General features: G+C 44.8%; 24 protein-coding genes, 2 tRNA genes and 1 pseudogene. 17 read left to right on the plus strand and 10 right to left on the minus strand.

Going from position 1 to position 24213, the window contains the following annotated elements; all coding sequences use genetic code 11:
- Nucleotides 1-22: 22 nt before the first annotated feature.
- From lpdA to PG862_RS13475, 3 genes are all read right to left on the minus strand, one after another.
- Entirely contained in the window at nt 23-1444 is a 1422-nt protein-coding gene (gene lpdA, locus PG862_RS13465; protein WP_117795214.1) for a dihydrolipoyl dehydrogenase, read from the minus strand.
- Between the two features lie 151 nt (nt 1445-1595).
- Nucleotides 1596-2606 carry an aspartate--ammonia ligase gene (gene asnA, locus PG862_RS13470; protein WP_022360200.1) on the minus strand — a complete coding sequence of 337 codons (1011 nt, stop codon included), beginning with the start codon at nt 2604-2606 and terminating at the stop codon, nt 1596-1598.
- Nucleotides 2607-2848: 242 nt separating this feature from the next.
- Nucleotides 2849-3625 (minus strand): HAD family hydrolase, encoded by a 777-nt coding sequence (locus tag PG862_RS13475; RefSeq protein WP_270707759.1) that lies wholly within the window; start codon nt 3623-3625, stop codon nt 2849-2851.
- 542 nt (nt 3626-4167) lie between these two features.
- Here PG862_RS13475 and PG862_RS13480 point away from each other — a divergent pair.
- Nucleotides 4168-4241, plus strand: a tRNA-Pro gene (locus PG862_RS13480).
- A 113-nt stretch (nt 4242-4354) separates the two neighbouring features.
- Here the strand turns inward: PG862_RS13480 and PG862_RS13485 are convergent.
- The 4 genes from PG862_RS13485 to trkA all read right to left on the minus strand — a co-directional run bounded on the left by PG862_RS13485 (nt 4355) and on the right by trkA (nt 7887).
- Nucleotides 4355-4579 (minus strand): hypothetical protein, encoded by a 225-nt coding sequence (locus PG862_RS13485; protein WP_106999714.1) that lies wholly within the window; start codon nt 4577-4579, stop codon nt 4355-4357.
- A gap of 194 nt (nt 4580-4773) precedes the next feature.
- Nucleotides 4774-5064: a hypothetical protein gene (locus tag PG862_RS13490; protein ID WP_022359095.1), complete on the minus strand. Its 291-nt coding sequence runs from the start codon at nt 5062-5064 to the stop codon at nt 4774-4776.
- Nucleotides 5065-5079: 15 nt separating this feature from the next.
- On the minus strand, nt 5080-6519 hold the full coding sequence (locus PG862_RS13495) for a TrkH family potassium uptake protein (RefSeq protein WP_117795212.1): 1440 nt from the start codon (nt 6517-6519) through the stop codon (nt 5080-5082).
- Nucleotides 6520-6528: 9 nt separating this feature from the next.
- Nucleotides 6529-7887: a Trk system potassium transporter TrkA gene (gene trkA / locus PG862_RS13500; RefSeq protein ID WP_117795754.1), complete on the minus strand. Its 1359-nt coding sequence runs from the start codon at nt 7885-7887 to the stop codon at nt 6529-6531.
- Nucleotides 7888-8205: 318 nt separating this feature from the next.
- Between trkA and PG862_RS13505 the strand changes: the two genes are divergently transcribed.
- Nucleotides 8206-8276, plus strand: a tRNA-Gly gene (locus tag PG862_RS13505).
- Nucleotides 8277-8492: 216 nt separating this feature from the next.
- Here the strand turns inward: PG862_RS13505 and PG862_RS13510 are convergent.
- Together PG862_RS13510 and PG862_RS13515 are read right to left on the minus strand one after the other, a co-directional pair.
- Nucleotides 8493-9362 carry a M15 family metallopeptidase gene (locus tag PG862_RS13510; protein ID WP_118628896.1) on the minus strand — a complete coding sequence of 290 codons (870 nt, stop codon included), beginning with the start codon at nt 9360-9362 and terminating at the stop codon, nt 8493-8495.
- A gap of 269 nt (nt 9363-9631) precedes the next feature.
- Nucleotides 9632-9922: a phage holin family protein gene (locus PG862_RS13515; protein ID WP_022359091.1), complete on the minus strand. Its 291-nt coding sequence runs from the start codon at nt 9920-9922 to the stop codon at nt 9632-9634.
- A gap of 126 nt (nt 9923-10048) precedes the next feature.
- Between PG862_RS13515 and PG862_RS13520 the strand changes: the two genes are divergently transcribed.
- Nucleotides 10049-10432 carry a hypothetical protein gene (locus PG862_RS13520; RefSeq protein WP_270707761.1) on the plus strand — a complete coding sequence of 128 codons (384 nt, stop codon included), beginning with the start codon at nt 10049-10051 and terminating at the stop codon, nt 10430-10432.
- Nucleotides 10433-10557: 125 nt separating this feature from the next.
- On the opposite strand, the pseudogene PG862_RS13525 reads toward PG862_RS13520, so the two are convergent.
- Nucleotides 10558-10776, minus strand: a pseudogene (locus tag PG862_RS13525) (manganese catalase family protein); the annotation flags it as partial.
- A 205-nt stretch (nt 10777-10981) separates the two neighbouring features.
- Between PG862_RS13525 and PG862_RS13530 the strand changes: the two are divergent.
- The 14 genes from PG862_RS13530 to tcpF all read left to right on the plus strand — a co-directional run bounded on the left by PG862_RS13530 (nt 10982) and on the right by tcpF (nt 24212).
- Nucleotides 10982-14410: a VaFE repeat-containing surface-anchored protein gene (locus tag PG862_RS13530; RefSeq protein WP_117981830.1), complete on the plus strand. Its 3429-nt coding sequence runs from the start codon at nt 10982-10984 to the stop codon at nt 14408-14410.
- 243 nt (nt 14411-14653) lie between these two features.
- Nucleotides 14654-14968 (plus strand): YdcP family protein, encoded by a 315-nt coding sequence (locus PG862_RS13535; protein ID WP_117981855.1) that lies wholly within the window; start codon nt 14654-14656, stop codon nt 14966-14968.
- A gap of 15 nt (nt 14969-14983) precedes the next feature.
- Entirely contained in the window at nt 14984-15355 is a 372-nt protein-coding gene (locus tag PG862_RS13540) for a YdcP family protein (protein ID WP_117981831.1), read from the plus strand.
- 50 nt (nt 15356-15405) lie between these two features.
- Nucleotides 15406-16194: a hypothetical protein gene (locus PG862_RS13545; RefSeq protein ID WP_015541083.1), complete on the plus strand. Its 789-nt coding sequence runs from the start codon at nt 15406-15408 to the stop codon at nt 16192-16194.
- Between the two features lie 58 nt (nt 16195-16252).
- On the plus strand, nt 16253-17656 hold the full coding sequence (locus PG862_RS13550) for an FtsK/SpoIIIE domain-containing protein (protein ID WP_115623101.1): 1404 nt from the start codon (nt 16253-16255) through the stop codon (nt 17654-17656).
- Nucleotides 17657-17838: 182 nt separating this feature from the next.
- The gene (gene mobT, locus PG862_RS13555; protein ID WP_455424142.1) at nt 17839-19041 is read left to right on the plus strand and encodes a MobT family relaxase; all 1203 of its coding nucleotides are present in this window, start codon (nt 17839-17841) and stop codon (nt 19039-19041) included.
- A gap of 4 nt (nt 19042-19045) precedes the next feature.
- Nucleotides 19046-19177, plus strand: coding sequence for a DUF3789 domain-containing protein (locus tag PG862_RS13560; RefSeq protein WP_117981833.1), 132 nt, complete (start codon nt 19046-19048; stop codon nt 19175-19177).
- Nucleotides 19177-19398 (plus strand): hypothetical protein, encoded by a 222-nt coding sequence (locus PG862_RS13565; protein WP_005363222.1) that lies wholly within the window; start codon nt 19177-19179, stop codon nt 19396-19398. The genes PG862_RS13560 and PG862_RS13565 overlap by 1 nt, the downstream gene beginning before the upstream one ends.
- A 68-nt stretch (nt 19399-19466) precedes the next feature.
- On the plus strand, nt 19467-19973 hold the full coding sequence (locus PG862_RS13570) for a superinfection exclusion B family protein (protein ID WP_015541085.1): 507 nt from the start codon (nt 19467-19469) through the stop codon (nt 19971-19973).
- Nucleotides 19974-20043: 70 nt separating this feature from the next.
- Entirely contained in the window at nt 20044-20289 is a 246-nt protein-coding gene (locus PG862_RS13575) for a hypothetical protein (protein WP_015541086.1), read from the plus strand.
- On the plus strand, nt 20262-20765 hold the full coding sequence (locus PG862_RS13580) for an antirestriction protein ArdA (RefSeq protein WP_118031364.1): 504 nt from the start codon (nt 20262-20264) through the stop codon (nt 20763-20765). The genes PG862_RS13575 and PG862_RS13580 overlap by 28 nt, the downstream gene beginning before the upstream one ends.
- A 23-nt stretch (nt 20766-20788) precedes the next feature.
- Nucleotides 20789-21274 (plus strand): antirestriction protein ArdA, encoded by a 486-nt coding sequence (locus PG862_RS13585; protein WP_117981835.1) that lies wholly within the window; start codon nt 20789-20791, stop codon nt 21272-21274.
- Between the two features lie 111 nt (nt 21275-21385).
- Nucleotides 21386-21775, plus strand: coding sequence for a conjugal transfer protein (locus PG862_RS13590; protein ID WP_016440021.1), 390 nt, complete (start codon nt 21386-21388; stop codon nt 21773-21775).
- Complete coding sequence (tcpF, locus tag PG862_RS13595) at nt 21762-24212, plus strand: conjugal transfer ATPase TcpF (protein WP_118031365.1); 2451 nt, start codon at nt 21762-21764, stop codon at nt 24210-24212. The genes PG862_RS13590 and tcpF overlap by 14 nt, the downstream gene beginning before the upstream one ends.
- Nucleotide 24213 lies beyond the last annotated feature (1 nt).

Below are 24213 nucleotides of genomic sequence, written 5' to 3' on the forward strand. Positions count from 1 at the left end.
TCTGCCTCCTGTTGTTTCTCTATTATCCATTTTTCAACGCATCTTTGATCGCCTCCGTGATCGCCTCACTGTACGTCGGATGCGCGCGCATCGCCGTCGAGAGCTGATATGCCGTAAGACCGTTGGCGATCGCCGTTGCCATCTCTCCGATCATGTCCGTCGCACGCGCACACATGATCTGCGCCCCGATCAGCGTGTTGGTATACGCCTCAAAAATCAGGCGCACAAAACCGCGGCTGTTTCTCGCCAGAAGCGCTTTTCCATTTTCCGTCATATATGCCACACCGCACTTGATCTTCATATTATAAAGGCGGGCGTCATTTTCCGTAAATCCAACCGCCGCAATCTCCGGCTCCGTATAAATACAGGTCGGCACAACCGGAAGCACGACATACATACCGTTCGGCACGACCGAAAGCTGCATCCGGTGTCCGCGTCCCGCCAGGTTTTCGACCAGATAAGCCGCATGGGACGCTGCCACATGGGCAAGACGTTTCCGCGCCACGGTATCGCCGATCGCATAGACATTTTCCTGCGTCGTGCGGTAGGTTCCCTTGATGAGCGGACGCCCATTTTCCAGCTGTACCTGACAATCGTCCGCCAGAACCTTCGACATATTCGGGCGTCTGCCGACTGCCACCAGCACGCGGTCCGCCGGGCTTTCCTTCCAGCCGCGCTCACAACGGTAATTGACCGACACCGTGTCGTTGCCGCGATCCTTGATCTCCATGACCTGTACATTGCAGTGGACTTCAATACCCTTAGAACGCAGATTTGCTTCCATCTGCTCGGAAATCATCGGATCCATCGACTCCAGCAGACGGTTTGCCTGCTCCAAAAGCGTCACGCGGGAACCGAGCGCCGCGAAGATCGTCGCGATCTCCACACCGATGACACCGCCGCCGATGACCGTCAGACAGTCAAAATTCCAGTCATCCATCCGCAGAATATCACGGCTTGTCATAACCTGCGGCAGATCAATTCCCGGGATATCCGGAATCACAGGGCTGGAACCGGTTGCCAGAATCACATTTTTTCCTTTCAGCGTCAATGCGCCTTTGGAGGTCGTCACACGCACCACATTATCCGCATGCAGGCGCGCATCGCCGTGAATCATCTCCACCTCCGCTTTTTCTAACATTCCCTGAATCATTGAGCGGAATGATTCCACGGACTCATTTTTATAAATCTGCATCTGCCGCCAGTCAAAGCTGACCTTCTCCGCCACGATGCCAAACCGGAATGCTTTCAACATATCCCGGTAGACTGCCGTCGCCTGCAGAAGCGCCTTGGCAGGAATACAGCCGGTATTGACGCATGAGCCGCCCAGCGCTTTTTTCTCGATCAGGACTGCATCCATCCCCATCGCCGCCGCACGCAGCGCTGCCGTATATCCCGCCGGTCCCGCACCGATAATAATTAAATCATAGATATGATCCGCCATATAAATATCCTATCCTCTCATTCTATGGGCTTCCCATTACATAAAAAGAATGTGCCTTTTTGTGTAATAGGGAATTCTAATGAATTTCTTATTACACAAAAAACTGCCGCAGAAAATCACTTTCCCGGGCAGCTTTTCATCAATTTTATTTTTACAGCAGATGAATGTTGTGAGCCTCTGCCTCTGCGCGCACACCGTCCGGCCAGATCGACGCCTGCACCTCTCCGATATGTGCTTTCCGCAGGAAGAACATACAGATACGGGACTGACCGATACCGCCGCCGACTGTATACGGAAGCTCTCCCTCCAGAACTGCTTTCTGGAATGGCAGCTCCGCGCGTTCCTCACATCCCGCCTTTACCAGCTGCTCTTTCAGGGAATCCTCATCAACACGGATACCCATGGAAGAAAGCTCCAGTCCGATATCCAGAACTGGATAATATACCAGAATATCGCCGTTTAATTTCCAGTCATCATAGTCCGGGGCACGACCATCGTGCTTCTCACCAGATTTCATCTTGTCACCAATCTGCTCGATAAATACCGCACCGTGCAGCTTCGCAATCTTGTACTCGCGCTCCTTCGGTGTGCAATCCGGATACATATCTTCCAGCTCCTGGGTCGTCACAAATGTGATATTTTCCGGAAGATAACGTCCAATGTACTCATACTCATATGCCATATAGTCCTCGGTCACTTTCAGTGCCTTGTAAACCGAACGGACAATGGATTCCAGTGTCTCACGGGTACGATCTTTTTTACTGATGATCTTCTCCCAGTCCCACTGATCCACATAAATGGAATGGATGTTGTCTGTATCCTCATCACGACGGATCGCGCTCATGTCGGTGTAAAGGCCTTCACCTTCCTGAAATCCGTACTCTTTTAATGCCTGACGTTTCCATTTGGCGAGAGAATGTACAATCTCAGCCTTCCGATCCTTCTGCTCCAGAATTCCAAAGGATACCGGGCGCTCTACGCCGTTTAAGTTATCGTTCAGACCAGATTCCGGCAGTACAAAAAGCGGTGCGGACACACGGGTCAGATTGAGCTGTTTTGCCAGTTCTCTCTGAAAAAAGTCCTTGATTTCCTTGATAGCAACCTGTGTTTCTCTCAAATCCAATACCGGTTTATAACCAGCCGGAGTAATTAAATGTTCCATCTGTTACATCCTCTCTTTTTTCCCGGTGCGTGTCCGGTTCCCTGCCGCACTGCCGATTTCTGCAGCCGCAGTTCATCCTTTTAGTCAAAGCTTGCAGGCACGCGCCTTTTAAGTCATTTCTTGTTATTGTACTGCATGAAATTTCTACTCAAAGAAACTCACCTGTGGACAATAACCGTTTGGTAGCTATTATATCATTTATATAGGAAAATGGGAACAGGTAAAATAGGAAAATAACTTCTTTAAAATAAATGAAGGTGTTCGCACGCTTTATAAATTCCATCTTCCCCGATCGGTGCCGTCACGTAATCAGCTACTTTTTTAAGCGCATCCACTGCATTTCCCATCGCCACGCCGATGCCGGCTTCCTGCACAACCTCAATATCATTCATGCTGTCGCCAAATGCCACTGTATCGGAGAGATCTTCTTTTTCTCCAAAATACACCGCCAGCCTGCGGAGTCCGTCCGCCTTGGAATTGCCTTTCTCGACCACATCCGCGCCATGTCCGCTCGCAAACATCGGCAATTTCAGGGTCGGAAATTCCCGTTCCATCTCCTTCACCTGTTCACGGCTGCCGACAAACGCCAGTGTCCGGACCGGCATCGTGAGCATCTTCCACGGATCCTGGAACTGCCGCCCGCAGCTTCCCCAGAAGCGGATATCATTAGCCGCAATGATCTCCGGATGGATATAGTAATCTTCATTCCCCACCGTCATGCCGATTCCGAAGCCCTTTTCATCGCAAAAACTCAGCACCCGGCGCAGGAGTTTCGGATCAAAGATGTGCTCAAACAGCAGCTTATCTCCCACTGTGATCTTCGTCCCGTTCATATGTACAATCGCATCCGGACGGACGATGTCCCGGTACGATGTACTGTAATAATTATCCATATCGCGCCCCGTTGCCAGCACAATCCTGTGCTTCGGGCGCAGCTTTTCAATCGCCTCCAGCGCACTCGGTGTGATCTGATCCGTCCGGTGGTCTAAGAGGGTCATGTCGAGGTCAAAACTTATCATGATGTTCTCCTTGGGGTTGGTTACTACAAAAGGTCACAGCCGAAGACTCTGCTATGACCTTTTCTTTTAATTATCCACGTTTTCATCATACCATTTTTCAAATTTGGAGTCAATATTGGGAAAATTTTCATTCTGTTGATCCATTCCATTGATTCGTAAAATTCCACTCAACCATCAAAATTACATCAAAAAACAAACATCCGGCAGCGAAAATTTAGAAGTCATAGTTGATTTTTGATGTAATTTTGATATAATGATACGCATATGATGTTGAGGGCAAAAGCTTTTGACCCCTCTGATACCGAATTGCTCTGCACTGCGTGCTCCCGCAATTCTCAAAAACATTCGCAATTCGCTCATTTTTCTTTGAAAAATGGCTACTTACTCATGTTTTTGGCGGGTCCCAAGGTCAAAAATTCTCCTGCAAGCAAGCTTGCGTCGAACTTCTGACCTTTTGACCCTGGTATCATGCATATAATATTTCAACAAATGGCGGTATATGTCAGCTGAACATTTGGCAAAGTACAGCTATGATTTATTTTCGGGGTATGGCGTAGCTTGGTAGCGCGCTCGGCTGGGGGCCGAGAGGTCGCAGGTTCAAATCCTGTTGCCCCGATTTTTAGCGTATTCTTAGAGTTCTTAATAACTGAAGGGAAGAAAGCCGGGCAGCTCTCACCGCCCGGCTTTCTTTCCCTCAGTTCACACCTCGTGCAAATTGAATCGCCCTCTCTAGTTTCCGCAGCCACAGCCGCCATTATTGCCGCAGCCGCAACCAGACTGGCTGTCTCTTCCGGCATCATAGCCATCCCGATAGCCGATTGCATAACCATCGTTGAAACCTCTCCGATAGGAATTTCTTCCGTTATTTCCACAGCTATTCCAGCCCCATCCATTATTTCCACAGCCGCCGCATCCTCCGCAGTGTCCACAACCATTACCCCAAGACCAACACATATGATAATCTCCTTTTCATTTTTCATTGATACTATATCATATGCCTGTCAACGCAAAGTGTGTCCCACTTCCCCGGAAGCCACACTGTCAGCCGTTTCAAGCATCTGTCCCAAAACAAGCCACCAGCCATTTTCTCTGCATCATGGCAGCAAAAATGGGCGCATGCCAGACACATCACGCCCACTTTTATCTACTTACACCCGGAAGTTCCGGCTCTTAAACACATACACATGTGCGAACAGTGTCACCAGCACAACTGCCGCCAGCACCAGATCGCCCGTACCGCCGCCCAGATGAAACGCCATGCCAAACAGCGACAGCGTATCAATCGCAAACAGCCATTTTTCAACCGCATACACCTTTTTCAGGTTATATTTCTTCGGATCGATCGAATCCGATATAAAAATCAGGAAATCTTTGCCGCAGAACAAATCAATTGTCTCTGCCAGTCCCAGACACCCCGTTAAAAAGAACAGTATATCCATCCGCATTCTCCTTCCCTAGAACCGCTTCCAGGTTTCCCTTGAAAACAGCAGAAGTACCGGGAAAATCTCCAGACGTCCTGCCAGCATATCAAAAATCAGAACCACTTTTGAGAAATTACTGAAAAATCCAAAGTTTCCGGTCGGTCCGACCAGCGCCAGACCCGGTCCGATATTATTAAACGTAGCCGTAACCGCCGTAAAATTCGTCACCAGATCGTATTCATCCAGAGAAATCAGCAGAACAGATACCGTAAAAATGAGCACATACGCAACCATAAACACATTCGTCGAGCGCACAACCTCATGCTCCACGATCTTTCCATCCATTTTGATCTTCTCCACTGCACTCGGGTGCAGGTACTGTTTCAGTTCCTTTTTTACCGATTTAAGCAGAATCAAAACACGCGACACCTTGATACCGCCTCCGGTACTGCCCGCGCAGGCGCCGATAAACATCAAAAGTACCATAATCGTTCTTGAAAGCTGCGGCCATTTATCAAAATCCACCGTGGCATAACCGGTCGTCGTGATAATCGAACCGACCTGGAATGCCGCATCCTGGAATGCCTGCAGTGCATTGCCGCAGAGTGCTACCGTATTGACTGTAATGATGCCAATCGCCGATGCAATGATTAGAAAATATGCCCGGACCTCCTGCATTTTAAAGGCCTGTCCCATCTTCCGCATCAGCAGAAAGAAGTAAAAGTTAAAGTTCACTCCGAACAGAATCATAAACACCGTCACGACATTTTTCTGAAATGCCGTGTAGCTCGCCAGACTATCATTCCGGATTGCAAAACCACCCGTACCTGCTGTTCCGACCGTGATCGTGATCGCGTCGAAAATCGGCATTTTCCCAAGAATCAGAATCACAGCCTCAAGAATCGTCATTCCCAGATAAATCTGGTATAACAGCTTCGCCGTCATCTGAACCTTCGGAACGAGACGGCTCACGATGGGTCCTGGGCTCTCCGCCTTCATCAAATTCATATGGGAACCGCCCACCATCGGCAGGACACTCAGAAGGAATACCAGAACGCCCATACCGCCGATCCAGTGCGTAAAACTCCGCCAGAATAATAAGCATTTCGGCAGCTGCTCCACATTGCTCAGAATACTTGCACCGGTCGTCGTAAAGCCCGATACCGTCTCAAACAAGGCATCGATCGGATTTGGAATATAGCCGCTTAATACAAACGGCACTGCTCCCATCACACTGAGTAAAACCCAGCTTAGAGAAACCGCCACAAAGCTCTCCGCCACATAAAAGATCTGATTTTTCGGTTTCCGGCGTACCAGAAGCATACCAACCATCAGGCATACTGCCATCGTTGCCAGAAAACACCATACCTCTGACTCACGGTAAATCAGTGCCACTACCGTCGGAAGCACCATAAAAGCCGCCTCAAAATTCAGGATCCAGCCTATGATATAAAATACAATTGAATAATTCATCTATGCCGCCTACTTTCTCAGGATGTCGCGGATATCCCGCAGACCTTTCTGACTCGTCAGGACGATCACTGTATCGCCCTGCTGGATGCAGTCCTGTCCACGCGCGATCTTGATATTGCCGCCGCGGTTGATGCATCCGATCAGCAGGTTGTTCTTGAGATTCAGATTCATCAGCGGAATGCCCGTCACTTCCGACTCCTCGCGGATCACAAACTCCAGCGCTTCCGCCCGGCTGTCGAGAATATGGTACAACGTCTCCACATTGCTGCCGATGGTATTCTGCATCGCGCGCACATACTGTAAAATGTAGTCCGCCGTGATGTATTTCGGATAAATCAGACTTCCCAGATCCAGCTTGCTGATCAGCTCGTCAAAGGCGATCCGATTAACCTTTGTCACCAGCTTCGCGCTGGAATTTTCCTTCGCATACAGCGCAAGGAATACATTTTCCTCATCCATATTCGTCAGAGTGACAAATGCCTCCGCCGTCATCAGCCCCTCTTCCAGAAGAAGCTGCCGGTCCGTTCCGTCACCGTTGAGGATCAACGCATCGTCCAGAAGCTCTGTCAGAACCTCGCAACGCGCTTTATCTTTCTCCACAATTTTAACCCGGATCTTCATCGCAGCCAAAAGTTTCGCCAGATAATAAGCAATCGTACCGCCTCCGACAATCATCGTATTTCTGACCTGGTTTGTCTGGATGCCGATCTTGCGGAAAAATTCTGCCGAATTTGCCGGGGAAGCGATAATCGACACCATATCCCCGTTTTTAATCACAAATTTACCATCCGGGATCGCCACCTCATCGCCGCGCTCAACACCGCCGATCAGGACATCGCAGCGGAATTGGCTATCAATATCCATGACCGAAAGCCCGTCCAGCTTAAACTCCGGTTTTACCTTAAATTTCAGAAGCTCTACCTTTCCCTTGGCAAATGGATCGATCTTGATCGCTGACGGGAAGCGCAGAATTCTCGAAATCTCCGTCGCCGCCGCATATTCCGGGTTAATAATCATGGAAATTCCCAGCTGCTGCTTGATAAAGGTAAGCTCGTTGCTGTAAATCGGATTCCGCACACGCGCAATCGTGTGGCAATGCCCCACTTTTCTCGCAATCAGGCAGCAGAGAAGGTTCATCTCATCCGACCCTGTCACGGCAATCAGCATGTCCGCCGTCTGCACACCTGCCTCGATCTGCATGGAAATGCTGGCACCATTTCCCACCAGCTTGATCGCATCGATATCATCTGACACCCGCTGCATCCGCTCCGCAGACGTATCGATCATCACCACATTGTGATCTTCCCGGACAAGCTGCTCCGCCAGCGTCGTACCAACCTTGCCGCATCCGATAATGATTATATCCATAGTTTCCTCCGTTATTTTCTGTTTATCCGCCATACCGATACAGATTTATATACAAAATAAAAAATGTGCCTTAACACTTTCCTATGACGGAAAAAGGGTGCCTGAAAACCGCGCCCTAATCCATACGGAATTATTATAACACCTTCTGCGAGTTTTTGAAATATAAATTGTGTTAAGAGGGCATTTTGTGGGTGTTTTGAATATATTTGTCTCTTTCGATCCCAAAAGTGTCTACCCGTGTACAGTAATTTTCCTCCCTTTTTGGCAAGATAAATTTCTTGACTTTTTCAGAAAAAACAGTATACTTAATGTATATTTGCAGATATGGTTCATCGGTAGAACGCTAGCTTCCCAAGCTGGAAAGGCGGGTTCGACTCCCGTTATCTGCTTTTTTTGATGGATGCGGAAACCCTTGTAAATGCTGGATTTTTCCTTTATTTACAAGGGTTTCCGGTGTTTTTGGCGCATCTACCACGAAAGCATATTTCAGTATAAAGAACCCCTTTTTCTGGGGAAATATCACACGAAAAAAGGGCTGTTTTTCCTTTATTTTCAAGGAATGACAGCCCCTTATCATGCGCTTATATTGTGTTTTTCATCATATTTTATCGTATGTGTCCGTCCTCTGCTATCCGATCTGCGGTAATCATCCAGCCATCCGAATCAAACGCATACGCCTGTCCGTCAATCTGGCAGACTGCATCGTGCCGGTAGGTGTACCCACTCAGCAGATACCACCAGCGCCCGTCCTGGCACACCCAGCCAGTAAGATACTTGCCAGACACCCAGCCGTCCGCGGTCTGGATCCACGGTGCTCCGCTGACAAAACACTTCCGGATCGGCTGCACCTGCTGATCCTTACTGTATCGCTTGCCAGAGTCAGCACCTGCCGGAGCTGTCCGGATGATGAGCGAGGATGCAGTGACGCTCAAGCCGTGTGCGCCGCTCTTGATGTCCTTGAGATCCGCCGCTCCGGCATCGCTGTCGGCTTTGACTGGCGCTACATCCATTTTAGGCCAGGTCTTTTTAAACGCCTCAAAGGTGCCGTAACGCTGTTTAAGAATGTTGGTGGCGCTGCCCCAGTCCGGCAGATAAAGATGTGGCTTGTCTACGATGCTACGCCAGTCTCCGCCCCAGGCAAGTCCTAAAGCTTTTGCCAGCTCTGCGGCCTTTTTAAACATACCTGTGCTGTCATTGTAGGCATCGTCTGACATGCTGCCATCGCCGTCCACATCCATCTTAAGATAAAAATCAAAGGCAATCCCCCACTGATGCTGACTGCTATAGCTACTGCCTTTGGCATTGGTTACAATGTTGCCAGGCTTGGTACGTCCTTGCGCGTACAGAGCGTCCTGCTCCGCCACCGTCCGCAGTGTCTCTCCGATGGCTACTGTGATACCCTCGGTCGCACAGGCTTTGATCCAGGCGGACGCAATGCGCTGGAGACGTGGATGACATAATGTGATATCTCTCATAGATTTGTCCTCTTTTCTTTATGATATGAAAAATATGACATTTTGTTTTCCGGGGGTATCTTGCAAAGAATTTTCGCATATACTATAATGCCGATAGGCTAAGAGATAGTAGTTGTCCATCACAGGCAACGACAAAACCCCCAAGGATCGCGACTCCTTGGGGGTTTTTATTCCTACTATCGGCTTTCGTCGATTTTCCCCTATTGTTGCGATGTCGCAACGGCAGCCATGCCCCGAACTGCCGCGGGAGATAGTCGGATCGCCTCCTTCTACTCTTCTTTTCCTGACTGCTTAAAAATCTGGTTTACATACGTAGACAATCCCGCCACAAGGACGCCCTGTGTAAGTGCCGTGAAAACTGCCAGCGCGATATCCTGACCACTGCCGCAGGCACAGGTGGCGAACACATAGATGGCACAAATCGCAACGCCAATCAGCCCATTAATGAGTGGGATGTATTTGTCTTTCACTGTCTCGCTCTGCTTCAGCCACATCCCAATAAAGTACAGCACTACTGCTACCACAAGTAATTCCGGCTTTACATAATCTTTAATCTGCATACCTTATCCCTCCATCTGCTTTTCCAAATCTGCGATCCGATGGTTTGCTACCCGGATCTGTTCCTGCATCACTGCCTCGGTCTCCTCTAATTTATATGTACGCTCAATTACTGTATGAAAGCAATTATGAATGATGAAGTCATGGAACGACTGATTGATACGCTGATGGAGTTGCAGAAGAAAGAAAGCACCTATCTGCCTCTTTTGAAAAAGCAGCTTGCAGAAACGGAAAAAGGTATTAACAATATGCTCAACGCCATTCAAGCAGGGATTTTTACTCCGTCCACCAAGCAAAGACTGGACGAGTTGGAGGAAACCAAAAGGCAGCTTGAAGTCAGCATTTTGCAGGAGGAAATGCACAAGCCCCTGCTTACAAGAGAACAGATAGCATTTTTCATTTACCGCTTCCGTAAATTTGATGTGACAAAGCGGGAACAGCGGCAAAGACTGATTGACAGTTTTGTAAATGCGGTGTATCTTTATGAGGACAAGATAATTCCTTACTTTTAACTGTAAGAACAGTTCTAAGACCATCACACTGGCGGAGGTTGAGGGTTCGGATTTATCCGCACTCGGTGCTGGTTTGAAAACCTCCGTAAAGAATGAATTTGACATTGTTTACGGAGGTTTTTGTTTTATCCCTTCGCTTTCACTTTATCAAACTCTGGGTTAAACGTATAGAAATTACGACTGCTCAGGTGATCCTGTACATTTCTTAAAGCTTCGCCAAACCGCTGAAAATGTACAATCTCCCGCTCGCGCAGAAAACGGATCGGATCGCATACTTCCGGATCTTTGACCACGCGGAGAATATTGTCGTAGGTTGTGCGGGCTTTCTGCTCTGGTGCGACCTCGTAAGAACAACATAGCTGGAAACCCTTGAAAACACGCCATTTTGCGTAGGACAAGCCTTTTCCTGCTACGATTGCATAAGAACAAAAACATAGAAAAATGAAGATGAAGCAAGCTATCCTACATAGTTCCAATGGTTTCAGCAACTAAGACGTTCAACAATGAGCGTCTATTTTTTTACCCAAAATGAAAGGAGAATCAAACATTATGAAAAAGATTATGAAGCGATTGCTTACAGGTGTACTTACCCTTGCAACCGTATTTACTGCATTACCTGTCACACAGGTTCATGCTGCGGATTCCGTCTATACTACTACGGACGGTAAAGCAGGAACAATCGTCAAGATTGACAATGGTGGTTCAGAGGTTTCCAGCTTTGAAGAAAGCATAATGAACGCTGACGGGCAGATTGCCTACTGTATTGATATAAACACAAATTTCCAATCGGGATATAAGAATCGTATCAATGCAACGGAGCGAATGAGCGACGACCAAATATCTGATGTGGCGTTGAATCTGGAATACGTCAAACAGTATGCAGAAAAGCACAGTCTTTCCAGCAAACAAGTCTATCTGTTGGAACAATGTGTTGTCTGGCGAAGATTGAGCGTTCACTTAGGCTGGGGGTACAACAATGTACGAGCTGCCTATGATGAAGTGTCAGAGAAAATCCAGTCAGAAGTCTATGAGAACGCAAAGGCTTTCGCTAAAGAAAATAAAGACCGTTACGATTGCGGTGGTTACATCTATGTTGGTGAAGGACAGGACTTAGGACAGTTCTGGGCGAAGTTAGCTGTCGGTGATGGCAAGATTCAGAAATCGTCCAGTAATACAGCGATTACAAAATCTAATGACTGCTATTCTTTATATGGTGCGACTTATGGTGTCTATTCTGATAAAGGCTGCACGAAATCAGTTGCCACACTTATGACAGATGGCAACGGGAATACGGATACGGTGAAGTTGAGAGCTTCTACATACTATGTAAAAGAAATCGAAGCTCCAAAAGGATTCCAGTTAGATAACAACGTCTATACCCTTACGGTAAAGGCTGGTGAAACTTCCACATTGAAAGTCAGCGATACACCAAAAGTCACAGACACTTTGGTTGAGCTTTTCAAGATTGATATGGAAACAGGAAAAGCAACCGCACAGGGTAACGCTTCTTTAGAGGGTGCGGAGTTCGTCTGGAAGTATTATGACGGTTATTACACAAAAGATAATCTTCCATCAGAACCAACACGCACATGGACGACAAAGACAAAAGCGGAAAAAGGCAGCGATAACACTATCCACTATATCACAAGATTGGCAGATTCCTATAAGGTATCTGGTGACAGCTTCTATACACAAAACGGTACTATCTGTTTACCGCTTGGTACTATCACTGTAGAAGAAAAAGCTGCTCCAAACGGTTACTTGTTAGATGGTGCTTATATGCAAGCCGCTGGAAGTTCTGAACAGATAAAAGGCGTGTATGTGGCACAGATTACAGAAGATGGCGAACTTGCAGCATTAAGCGGCAGCAACCAGTATTCCGTATCGGACAAGATTATCCGTGGAGGTGTGAGAATCCAAAAGCGTGACCTTGAAACAAAAGACACAAAACCACAAGGCGGTGCAACATTGAAAGATACTGCCTTTGAAATTATTTCCTTAAATGATAATGCGGTATTGGTAGATGGCAAATTATACAACAAAAATGAAACAGTCAAGACAATCCATACAGGCGTTGACGGTATCGCTACGACTGCCGCAGATACTTTACCTTATGGAAAATACCGCTTAGAAGAAAGCAACGCCCCAGAGGGATATTTGACGGACGGTGCAAAACCGATTGAGTTTGAAATCACAGAGAATGGAAAAATCGTTGACTTAACTGACGAAGCACATTCCATCTACAATAAGATTAAACGTGGTGACTTGGAGGGTGTGAAAATCGGTGACGGTACTCATAAGCGACTTGCGAATGTTCCGTTCAGGATCACAAGCAAGACCACAGGCGAAAACCACATCATTGTGACGGACGCAAACGGTCAGTTCTCTACCGCTGCTGACTGGGTATCTCATACACAGAACACCAACGCTGGCGAAAACAGTGAGGACGGTATCTGGTTCGGTACTTCCACACCAGACGACAGCAAAGGTGCGTTGCTCTACGATACCTATACAATCGAGGAATTACGCTGTGATTCCAACAAAGGAATGACACTGATTCCTGCTTTTGATGTGATAGTTTCAAGAAATAAGACTGTCATTCATTTGGGTACATTGACAGATGATTATGAACCAGAAATCTCTATCCATACTACCGCTGCTGATAAGGCAACAGGCGAAAAATCAATTGTCGCTGGTAAAAGCGTGACTATCGTTGATACCGTCACTTTAGACGGACTTACAAAAGGTACGAAGTATCAACTAAAAGGCTGGCAGATGGTGAAGTCTGAAAACGCACAGCTTCTTATTGATGGTGAGCCTGTGGAAAGTGATTACACTTTCACTGCAAAAAAATCAGAGATGGAAGTTGAGGTTTCTTATACATTCAATGCTTCTGCTCTTGGTGGTAAAGATCTTGTAACTTTTGAGGAATTGTACGATTTATCCAATCCAGACGAGCCTATCAAGGTGGCAGAACATAAGGATATTGAGGACGACGGGCAGACTGTGAGAATCGAGGAAAGAATCATCACCATTCATACCACAGCTACCGACAAGGCAACAGGTGAAAAGATGATTGTTGCTGGTAAAGAGGTGACTGTCATTGATACGGTCACTTTAGATGGCTTGGAAAAAGGAACAAAATATCAGCTTAAAGGTTGGGAAATGGTGAAATCTGAAAATGCAGAGCTTCTTGTGGGTGGTGAGCGTGTGGAAAATGACCTTGCTTTCACCGCTACGGACACGAAGATGGAAGTTCAGATTACATTTACATTCAATGCCAGCGAGCTTGCAGGCAAGGAGCTTGTGACATTTGAGGAATTGTACGATTTATCCAATCCAGACGAGCCTACAAAGGTAGCAGAACATAAGGACATTGAGGACGACGGACAGACTGTGACAATCACAGAGCGTATCATTACCATGCATACAACCGCTACCGACAAGGCAACAGGGAAAAAGACAATCGAAGCTGGTAAAGATGTGACTATCGTTGATACCGTCACTTTAGACGGACTTGAAAAAGGTGTGAAATATCAGCTCAAAGGCTGGGAAATGGTGAAATCTGAAAATGCAGAGCTTATCGTTAATGGTAAGCGTGTGGAAAATGAACTTACTTTCACCGCTACCGATACGAAGATGGAAGTTCAGATTGCATTTACATTCAATGCCAGTGAGCTTGCAGGAAAAGAGCTTGTCACATTTGAGGAATTATATGACGTGACAAATCCAGACGAGCCTATCAAAGTAGCTGAACATAAGGACATCAAGGATAAGGGGCAGACGGTGACAGTCAAAGAAAAACCAGAATCCCCTGCCACATCAGAAGAACCCAGCACACCAACAAGAACAGGCAATTCACCAAAGACAGGTGACAATACACCATTTGCCGCATTGTTCGCTATGATGGGGATTTCCGCTGCTGGTCTTATTTTTGCAGGATATAAGAGATTTCGCAAAGTAAAGAAAGTTAAATAATACGGGAGGTCACAGTATATGAAAACTTCCCGTTCGCCGCCCACCATAAAGAAGTCAGTCTGTAACTGACAGCTTAACCAAATTCTGCTTGATTATCATTTATCTTTCTGAATGGGGATTGTCAAGGGTGCTTCAAGCACAACGCTTGCCCTTGATGATTCACAGGCAGACAGATACTATCCAGACAGCAGAATGACACTATCAATCATTAAAAATATAGAAAGAAAAGAGGTAAATACATTTATGGAATTAAAACACGTTATCCCTAACATGGAAAGAACATTCGGGAATTTGGAATTTGCAGGTGAGAATAAGGTGGAACAGCGTAGGATCAACGGACGTATGACGGTCGTTTCCCGTATCTTCAACCTTTATTCGGACGTGCAGAGAGCAGATGATATTATCGTGGTGCTGCCTGCTTCTGCTGGTGAGAAGAACTTTGAATCAGAGGAAAAAGTAAAACTTATCAATCCAAAAATCACCGCAGAGGGTTACAAAATCGGTACAAGAGGATTCACAAACTATATCCTGTCAGCGGACGATATGGTGAAAGCATAAGGAGGAAAAATTTATATGAGATTAGCAAATGGAATCATTATTGATAAGGAAAAGACATTCGGAGTGTTGAAGTTCTCGGCGTTGCGTCGTGAGGTACATATCCAGAATGAGGACGGTACGGTTTCTGAAGAAATCAAGGAACGTACCTACGACTTGAAGTGTAAGGAACAGGGACGCATGATACAGGTAAGTATTCCCGCCACTGTTCCGTTAAAGGAATTTGACTACAACGCAGAGGTGGAAATCATCAATCCTGTGGCTGATACGGTGGCAACCGCTACATTTCAAGGTGCAGACGTTGACTGGTATATCAAGGCAGATGATATTGTGTTAAAGGGTAAAATAAATCAAATGGCAACTAATAATATACTACCAAAAAATAAATAGTATAGATAAAAATTATCTGATATAATCATTTATAGAAAGTGGGTGATTATATGAGTAAAAAAGCAAAAAGTTTTGAAGAATTTTATTCTAAAAATAAAGATGATATTTTGGATATTGATATTGTAGCTGATTATGCAGAGTCCCATGATGGGGATACTACACCATTTGATAAAGATATGTTTTGTCCAGAATGTAAACAAGCAGAATTGAGTTTTGTTCATAAAACTTCTAAACGTCGTGCTCATTTAAGAAGAATTAAAAGCTCAAATCATAAAGATGGCTGTTCATATAACTATGAATATGCTTCCAAAAAGACAGTCAAAAAATATGTAGATTCTTTAAATTATGAGGAAATACAAGATAAGTTAAATTCAATTATGAATATGTTATGCCGAAAACATAATACGAAAAAGACAACCAGTAATGATAATGAGGATTTAACGAAAAAAAGAAAGAATCCTATGCTTATCCCAGAACGAAAAGATTGCGAAACTGTTTTAAGAGCATTGCAACGAAAAAGACTTAATGGCTGGATTGACGAATCAGATGGTGAAGATTTTTGCGTATTCTATGGCAAAGTAAAATTAAAAGTTATAGAAAAAGAAAAAAATAGCGATGACCCAAAAAAGACTTATAAATATTACCTGCTACAAATATATACCCAAAATAAAAAAGGCGAATGGAAATTCAGAACAAGTTTATATCGAGGTAATATGCGAGATTTAGTAAATGAAGAAGTAATGTATAATATTGTAATGATTGGACACTTGGATTTTCAATTTAAGCCATTTACAATCAAATTAGCAAATAAAAACGCTATCAAATATCGTGAAGCATAGTTATAGAGCAGTAGATTCTACAGAATTTACTGCTTTTTCTATATCCAAAGGAATGTTTATGAATTTACTGAAATATAAAGGAAAACATATTCGAGTCAGTGACAAATCATTGGTTTTTCGTTTCTCGGCTGGTTCACTGTTCCTGCTGTTCCTTGCTGTGATTATGCTGCTGAACCTAAAGTCAATCCTCACTACGGACTGGAAATCGGTCAGCTTTCTACAAGATGGCAACGTCCATTTAGTAGTCACACCATATAGGATAGTGACTATTGTTGTGGCGGCTCTGGTCTGTGTGCTGGCTGCCCTTTTCTATCGCAGATTCCAGTATGACAGAGTGAAGCAGCTCTTTCACCGTCAAAAGCTGGCTCGTATGCTGCTGGAAAATGGCTGGTATGAATCAGAATCCACACAGGACAGCGGCTTTTTCAAGGATTTGCCAGCCACTACCAAAAAAGAGAAAATCACCTATTTTCCTAAAGTGTATTACCGTATGGAGCATGGACTTTTATATATCCGTACAGAAATCACATTGGGGAAATATCAAGAGCAGCTTTTACACTTGGAAAAGAAACTGGAAACAGGCTTGTACTGTGAGCTGGTTTCCAAAGAGCTGAAAGACAGCTATGTGGAATATGTGCTGCTCTATGATACGATTGCGAACAGAATCACTATCAATGAGGTACAGGCTGAACATGGCAGCTTGCGTTTAATGAAAAATGTCTGGTGGGAGTATGACAAGCTCCCCCATATGCTGATTGCTGGCGGCACTGGCGGCGGTAAAACTTACTTTATCCTTACTATCATTGAAGCTCTGCTCCGCAGCAATGCGGTCATGTATATTTTAGACCCAAAGAACGCCGACCTTGCGGATTTGTCCGTTGTCATGCCGGAAGTCTGGTACAAGAAAGAAGATATAACCGCCTGTATTGATAGATTTTATGATGGTATGATGGCAAGAAGTGAAGCTATGAAGCTCATGGAAAGCTACAGGACAGGTGAAAACTATGCCTATCTCGGTCTTGCTCCGTATTTTCTTATCTTTGATGAATATGTGGCGTTCATGGAAATGCTGACAACAAAGGAAAATGCCGCTGTGCTGAATAAGCTCAAACAGATAGTCATGCTTGGACGACAGGCAGGATATTTTCTGATTCTCGCCTGTCAGCGACCAGACGCAAAGTATCTCGGTGATGGAATCCGTGACCAGTTCAATTTCCGTGTGGCATTGGGGCGTATGTCGGAACTTGGTTACAGTATGATGTTCGGTGAAGTAGACAAGGACTTTTTTCTGAAACAGATCAAAGGGCGTGGCTACGTTGATACAGGAAACAGTGTCATATCTGAGTTTTACACTCCCCTTGTACCCAAAGGACACGACTTCCTAAAAGAGATAGGGAGATTATCACAAAACAGGCAGGACGGACAGGCGGCGTGCAGCGCGAAAGCCGCAGGTACGGACTAGCCTGTGTTGGGGTGGCGTGAGCCGCCCCAACCATCTGCCCCCGTTATCTAACAGGGGGGCACAAATTATCTGGAAACAGTCAATTACATATCGAAAAATCCTTGAAAACAGAGGACTTTTCAAACATTCAAGGGAGTGTGACAAAATCGGTAACTGTCACATTCCTTTTTCGATTGGAGGGATTGAAACTGAATGATACCGACTGGATAAATGATTTTAAGGAAAAACGGACGCAGTACGGCGTTTCCCAGAATCGTCTTGCGGTCATGGCTGGTGTCAGTCGTGAGTATGTCAGCAGGATTGAATCTGGAAAAGTAGCCTTGACAGAAGAAATCAAGGGGAAATTCACGGACGCTCTGGAAAAGCTGAATCCAGACAATCCGCTGGAAATGGTCTTCGATTACGTCAGAATCCGATTTCCCACACAGGACGTTAAGCACGTGGTTGAGGATATTCTCAAATTAAGGCTTGATGTGATGATACATGAGGATTTCGGGTTCTACTCCTATGCGAAACATTATGTCTTGGGTGATGTGTTCGTGCTGACTTCGCCCGATAAAGAAAAAGGCACATTGCTAGAGCTGAAAGGGAAAGGCTGCCGCCAGATGGAGAGCTACCTTTTAGCACAGCATAGGAGCTGGTATGACTTTCTCATGGACGCTCTGATAGAGGGAGGTGTGATGAAACGTCTTGACCTTGCCATCAATGATATGGCAGGAATCTTAGACATTCCAGAGCTGACAGAGAAATGTAACCATGAGGAATGTATTTCCGTATTCCGCAGCTTCAAGAGCTACCGCAGCGGTGAGCTGGTGAGAAGCAATGAACAGGATAAATACGGTATGGGAAATACATTGTATATCGGTTCGCTCAAATCAGAGGTTTATTTCTGTATCTACGAAAAGGACTATGAACAGTACGCAAAGTATGACATAGCCATTGAGGATACGAAAATCAAGAACCGTTTTGAAATAAGATTGAAAAATGAGCGAGCCTATTATGCGGTGCGTGACCTGCTGACCTACCATGACGCAGAGCGTACCGCTTTTGATATTATCAACCGTTATATCCGATTCGCTGACAAGGAGGTGGAGAAACGACGCAGCGAATGGAAAACCAATGAGAAATGGGCGTACTTTATCGGTTCTGATCGTGGGCGTCTGAAACTGACGACCAAACCAGAACCGTACACGCTCACAAGGACGCTGAACTGGATAAGCAGACAGGTCGCTCCCACATGGAAAGTCTTGCAGCAGATAGACAGTACCAACGGTACGACCTATCTCAAAGATATTTTAGACCATGCGAAGCTCACGGAGCGTCACAAGAAACTGATTGAACAGCAGACAACTTCTACAGAGGAAATCATCAACAAGGAGGAATGACAACATGAAACATATCTTATTTGATTTATTTTTAGTATCTCTTGGTTCAGGTATCGGAGTGGTTACAATGTGTCTGGTACGGGCTGGCAGCCAGTTTGACAGAGATATGGAAACATGGAAAGGAGGTGAGAAATAATGAATTTCGGACAGAACTTATACAACTGGTTTTTATCCAATGCACAGTCACTTGTGCTTATGGCAATCGCTGTTATCGGGGTGTATCTCGGTTTCAAGCGTGAGTTTTCCAAACTTATTGGCTTTCTGGTGATTGCCTTAATCGCTGTCGGTCTGGTATTCAATGCCGCTGGCGTGAAAGACGTACTGTTACAGTTATTCAATAAGATTATCGGGGCGTAATCATATTGTTATATCCTCCGCAAGATGTTATAATTTGTTGTAATTTAATGAATTGCGGAGGAATGATTATGAAAGATTTTATTGATTTCTTAAAATTACCGCCTAATATTCTAGGAGCTTTGTCTATTGCAAGCGGAGCATTATTACTATTGCCAGACCAGTTGGCTAAAAGGCTATATATGACAGAGTTTCGTGATAAATATGGATTTACAATAGGTATTATTTTTGTTGTTTCAACTGCTATACTAATAGTTCTTATAGTTAGTAAAATATATCATTACTTTTATGATAAGCATTCATCAAAAAAATTGGTTGAAGCACAAACAAAATATCTTAAAAGAATGACACCAGAACAAGTTATTGTGATTCGGGAGTTTATCAATGAACCAACACATACATTGCCACTTCCTTATAATAATGGATTGGTAATTGAGTTACAACACCTGCAAATTATTACACCAGCAGGACAAACTCATTTGGTAGATATGTTAGACCCTCAAATTCAATTCTTTTTGCAACCGTGGGTTATTCAGAGAATTAACAATGATGATGAATTAAGGCAAAAATTTTATTAAAATGAATTAGCAGTAAATCATAATAGGTTTGCTGCTTTTTTTATACAAAATTTTTAGATTGGAGGACAACATGAAAACAGATATTTTTGAGGATATGAAAGATTATATCGGCTGTAATGATGTTTCCGACCTGCCTTACCGCAAGCGTGAGGTATGGGAAGAAATCAAACGACAGATACCTCTTCAATATCCTAAAGAACAGTTAGAAAAGTTTTCTCATTATGTGTTTGGTGTAGATTATGCTGTTATAATGGGAATACTGGATATGATGAAAGGAAGTGACAGACCATGCAGGAAATGCGAGTTTACTTGTTAAATAATACAAAACCGTATCGTGAGGGTGACGAAGAATATTCTGGTGCTTGGTTCAACTGCCCTGTGGACTTTGAGGAAATCCGAGAAAAAATCGGTGTGGAACATGAAGAACAGATTGAGATTGCCGACTATGAGTTGCCCTTTGACTTACACAGCGATACGCAGCTCTGGGAAATCAATGCCAACTGCCGCATGGTTCTTGAATTGGAGGGTACGCCTGTCGGCAATGAAATGAAAGCCATTCAGCAGAAATGGTTTTCCAGCTTTGATGAATTTATCGACCATAAAGACGAGATACACTACTATGATGTGGGCGACGGCGCGACTTTGGCAGAATACCTTATCTGTGAGGAAAACGTATTCGGTGAGATTCCACACGAACTGCAAAAGCATATCGACTATCACTCTTATGGGAATGAGCTGGAAATGGACGACAGATACTTATTTACTACAAGCGGCGTGTTCCGCTATCAGTAAAGGGGTGATGTGGTATCGAAGAAATGCGAATCTATATCGCCAATCTTGGGAAATACAATGAGGGTGAGCTTGTGGGTGCGTGGTTCACGCCGCCCGTTGATTATGACGAGATGGCAGAACGTATCGGCTTGAATGACGAATACGAGGAATACGCTATCCATGATTACGAGCTGCCCTTTGAGATTGACGAGTACACGCCCATTGAGGAAGTCAACCGCCTTTGTGAAATGGTGGAGGACTTACCAGAGGATATACAGGACGAGTTATCGGAACTTCTCTGCTGTTTCAGCAGCTTGGAGGAATTGTGCGAACACGCAGACGATATTATTCATTATCCCGATTGTAGTGATATGACAGACGTTGCCTATTACTTCATAGATGAATGTCAAAGTCTGGGTGAGATACCAGACAGGATAAGAAGCTACATAGACTATGAAGCCTACGGGCGTGACCTTGACTTGGAGGGGCGTTTTGTCGTCACCAATCATGGGGTGTTTGAATGTCCATAACAACTGAATATTTTATCATCAGCCAGTGAAATGACACTGGTATTTTTTATGCAGCAGTTTGTGAAATACAGGCTGCTGTTTCCATTTTAGAAAAGAAAGGAGCTGTGAAAATTGAAGAAAATCAAAAGCTATACAAGCATATGGAGCGTGGAAAAAGTCATTTATGCAATCAACGACTTTCAGCTCCCGTTCCCTGTCACGTTCAGTCAGATGGCTTGGTTTGTGGTATCGCTGTTCGTGGTGATTCTCTTTGGGGAGCTGCCGCCCTTTAACATGATTGACGGGGCATTTCTCAAATACTTTGGAATCCCCGTCGCTTTTACTTGGTTCGTATCGCAAAAGACCTTTGACGGGAAAAAGCCATTTGGATTTTTAAAATCCTGTGTGAGTTTTTTACTCCGACCAAAAGTGACCTATGCAGGAAAAGCCATTAAGCTGAAACATGAAAAATTCAATCCCGTTATTACAGCAGTTAGGAGTGTGATGTATGTTCCCGATTAAATATATTGAAAACAATCTGGTGTTCAACCATGACGGTGAGTGTTTCGCTTACTATGAGCTGACACCTTACAATTATTCGTTCCTGTCACCAGATGAAAAGTACATGGTGCATGACAACTTCCGCCAGCTTATCGCCCAGAACCGTGACGGGAAAATCCATGCCTTACAGATTGCCACAGAGGACAGTTTACGTGCAGTACAGGAGCGTTCTAAAAAAGGAATCACAGGCAGATTGAAAGAAATAGCCTGTAAAAAGGTAGATGAACAGACAGAAGCGTTGGTTGAGATGATTGGGGAAAATCAGATTGACTACCGTTTTTTTCTTGGCTTCAAGCTGCTAGTGAATGAGGAAGAAATCAACCTAAAAAGTATGAAAAAGTCGGCAGCCATGACCTTTACGGATTTTATCTATGAAGTCAATCACAAGCTCATGGGTGACTTTGTTTCCATGAGCAATGATGAAGTGGGGCGTTTTATGAAGATGGAGAAATTACTGGAAAGTAAAATCTCACGCCGCTTTCAGTTCCGCAGGCTGGATAAGAATGATTTCGGTTATCTCTTGGAGCATATCTACGGGAATACGGGAGTTGCTTACAGTGATTACAGTTATGATTTGCCAGTAAAGAAGTTAAAGCGTGAAACGCTGGTGAAGCGATATGACCTTATCCGACCTACACGCTGCATGATAGAGGAAAACCAGCGGTACCTAAAGATTGAGCGTGAAGATCAGACAACGTATGTTGCCTACTTCACGATTAACAATATCGTGGGTGAGCTTGATTTTCCGTCCAGTGAAATCTTCTACTATCAACAGCAGCAATTCACGTTCCCTGTTTCCACTTCTATGAATGTGGAAATCGTCACTAATAAAAAGGCTCTGACAACGGTTAGAAATAAAAAGAAAGAATTGAAAGACTTGGATAACCACGCTTGGGAAGCAGGCAACGAAACAGAAAATAACGTCATTGAAGCTCTGGATTCAGTCAATGAGCTGGAAACGAACTTAGACCAGTCCAAAGAATCCATGTATAAGCTGTCCTACGTTATCCGTGTGGCGGCTAATACTCTGGAAGAACTGAAACGCCGCTGTGATGAAGTCAAGGACTTCTACGACGATTTGAATGTGAAGCTGGTACGCCCATTCGGGGATATGTTGGGATTGCATGGTGAGTTTATCCCAGCAAGTAAAAGATATATCAACGATTATATCCAGTATGTCACTTCTGACTTTCTGGCTGGACTTGGATTCGGTGCGACACAGCAGCTTGGGGAAACGGACGGTATCTATATCGGCTATAACCTTGATACAGGAAAAAATGTATATCTGAAACCCAGCCTTGCGGCACAGGGCGTTAAGGGTTCCGTCACCAATGCGTTAGCTGCCGCTTTTCTTGGTTCTCTTGGCGGTGGCAAGTCATTTTGTAACAACCTTATCATCTATTATGCGGTGCTGTTTGGAGGAAAAGCGGTCATTGTAGACCCTAAATCAGAGCGTGGCAACTGGCAGGAAACACTACCCGATATTGCACATGAAATCAAAATCGTCAACCTTACCAGCGAGAATAAGAACAAAGGACTTCTTGACCCTTATGTGATTATGAAGCGTACAAAAGACGCTGAAAGCCTTGCGATTGATATTTTAACATTCCTTACAGGTATTTCTTCCCGTGACGGTGAGAAGTTCCCTGTATTAAGGCGTGCAATCCGTTCTGTTACCCAGAGCAAAAAAAGAGGACTGCTCCGTGTCATTGATGAACTCCGCAAAGATGGTTCACTCGTGGCAGAGAATATCGCAGACCATATTGAGAGCATGACGGACTATGATTTTGCACACCTGTTATTCTCGGACGGTGATGTGGAACAATCCATCAGTTTAGACCGACAGCTTAACATCATACAGGTGGCTGACCTTGTATTGCCAGACAAGGACACAAAATTTGAAGAATATACCACAATGGAGCTGCTTTCCGTGGCAATGCTTATCGTTATCAGTACCTTTGCCTTAGATTTTATCCATTCGGATAGGAGCATTTTCAAGATGGTGGATTTGGACGAAGCGTGGACGTTCTTGCAGGTAGCACAGGGAAAAGCACTCTCTAACAAGCTGATTCGTGCTGGTCGTTCCATGAATGCCGCTGTGTACTTTGTGACACAAAACTCTGGTGATGTGGACGACGAAAAGATGAAGAACAATATCGGCTTGAAGTTTGCCTTTCGTAGCACAGATATAAAAGAAATCAAAAATACCCTTGAATTTTTCGGTGTGGATAAGGAGGACGAGGGCAACCAGAAGCGATTAAGGGATTTGGAAAACGGGCAATGCCTGTTTCAAGATTTATACGGGCGTGTGGGCGTTATCCAGATACACCCTGTATTCGCTGACCTGTTCCATGCCTTTGATACCAGACCGCCAGTGCAGACGGAAGAAATGAGGTGAA

Origin of the sequence: Clostridium fessum (genome assembly GCF_027698965.1) — a bacterium.
Lineage (GTDB): Bacteria > Bacillota > Clostridia > Lachnospirales > Lachnospiraceae > Otoolea > Otoolea fessa.

Excerpts from the sequence above, each read along its gene's own strand:
- lpdA (WP_117795214.1), bottom strand. The coding sequence starts at position 1,444 with ATGGCGGATCATATCTATGATTTAATTATTATCGGTGCGGGACCGGCG.
- asnA (WP_022360200.1), bottom strand. The coding sequence starts at position 2,606 with ATGGAACATTTAATTACTCCGGCTGGTTATAAACCGGTATTGGATTTG.
- PG862_RS13475 (WP_270707759.1), bottom strand. The coding sequence starts at position 3,625 with ATGATAAGTTTTGACCTCGACATGACCCTCTTAGACCACCGGACGGAT.
- PG862_RS13485 (WP_106999714.1), bottom strand. The coding sequence starts at position 4,579 with ATGTGTTGGTCTTGGGGTAATGGTTGTGGACACTGCGGAGGATGCGGC.
- PG862_RS13490 (WP_022359095.1), bottom strand. The coding sequence starts at position 5,064 with ATGGATATACTGTTCTTTTTAACGGGGTGTCTGGGACTGGCAGAGACA.
- PG862_RS13495 (WP_117795212.1), bottom strand. The coding sequence starts at position 6,519 with ATGAATTATTCAATTGTATTTTATATCATAGGCTGGATCCTGAATTTT.
- trkA (WP_117795754.1), bottom strand. The coding sequence starts at position 7,887 with ATGGATATAATCATTATCGGATGCGGCAAGGTTGGTACGACGCTGGCG.
- PG862_RS13510 (WP_118628896.1), bottom strand. The coding sequence starts at position 9,362 with ATGAGAGATATCACATTATGTCATCCACGTCTCCAGCGCATTGCGTCC.
- PG862_RS13515 (WP_022359091.1), bottom strand. The coding sequence starts at position 9,922 with ATGCAGATTAAAGATTATGTAAAGCCGGAATTACTTGTGGTAGCAGTA.
- PG862_RS13520 (WP_270707761.1), top strand. The coding sequence starts at position 10,049 with ATGAATGATGAAGTCATGGAACGACTGATTGATACGCTGATGGAGTTG.
- PG862_RS13530 (WP_117981830.1), top strand. The coding sequence starts at position 10,982 with ATGAAAAAGATTATGAAGCGATTGCTTACAGGTGTACTTACCCTTGCA.
- PG862_RS13535 (WP_117981855.1), top strand. The coding sequence starts at position 14,654 with ATGGAATTAAAACACGTTATCCCTAACATGGAAAGAACATTCGGGAAT.
- PG862_RS13540 (WP_117981831.1), top strand. The coding sequence starts at position 14,984 with ATGAGATTAGCAAATGGAATCATTATTGATAAGGAAAAGACATTCGGA.
- PG862_RS13545 (WP_015541083.1), top strand. The coding sequence starts at position 15,406 with ATGAGTAAAAAAGCAAAAAGTTTTGAAGAATTTTATTCTAAAAATAAA.
- PG862_RS13550 (WP_115623101.1), top strand. The coding sequence starts at position 16,253 with ATGAATTTACTGAAATATAAAGGAAAACATATTCGAGTCAGTGACAAA.
- PG862_RS13560 (WP_117981833.1), top strand. The coding sequence starts at position 19,046 with ATGAAACATATCTTATTTGATTTATTTTTAGTATCTCTTGGTTCAGGT.
- PG862_RS13565 (WP_005363222.1), top strand. The coding sequence starts at position 19,177 with ATGAATTTCGGACAGAACTTATACAACTGGTTTTTATCCAATGCACAG.
- PG862_RS13570 (WP_015541085.1), top strand. The coding sequence starts at position 19,467 with ATGAAAGATTTTATTGATTTCTTAAAATTACCGCCTAATATTCTAGGA.
- PG862_RS13575 (WP_015541086.1), top strand. The coding sequence starts at position 20,044 with ATGAAAACAGATATTTTTGAGGATATGAAAGATTATATCGGCTGTAAT.
- PG862_RS13580 (WP_118031364.1), top strand. The coding sequence starts at position 20,262 with ATGCAGGAAATGCGAGTTTACTTGTTAAATAATACAAAACCGTATCGT.
- PG862_RS13585 (WP_117981835.1), top strand. The coding sequence starts at position 20,789 with ATGCGAATCTATATCGCCAATCTTGGGAAATACAATGAGGGTGAGCTT.
- tcpF (WP_118031365.1), top strand. The coding sequence starts at position 21,762 with ATGTTCCCGATTAAATATATTGAAAACAATCTGGTGTTCAACCATGAC.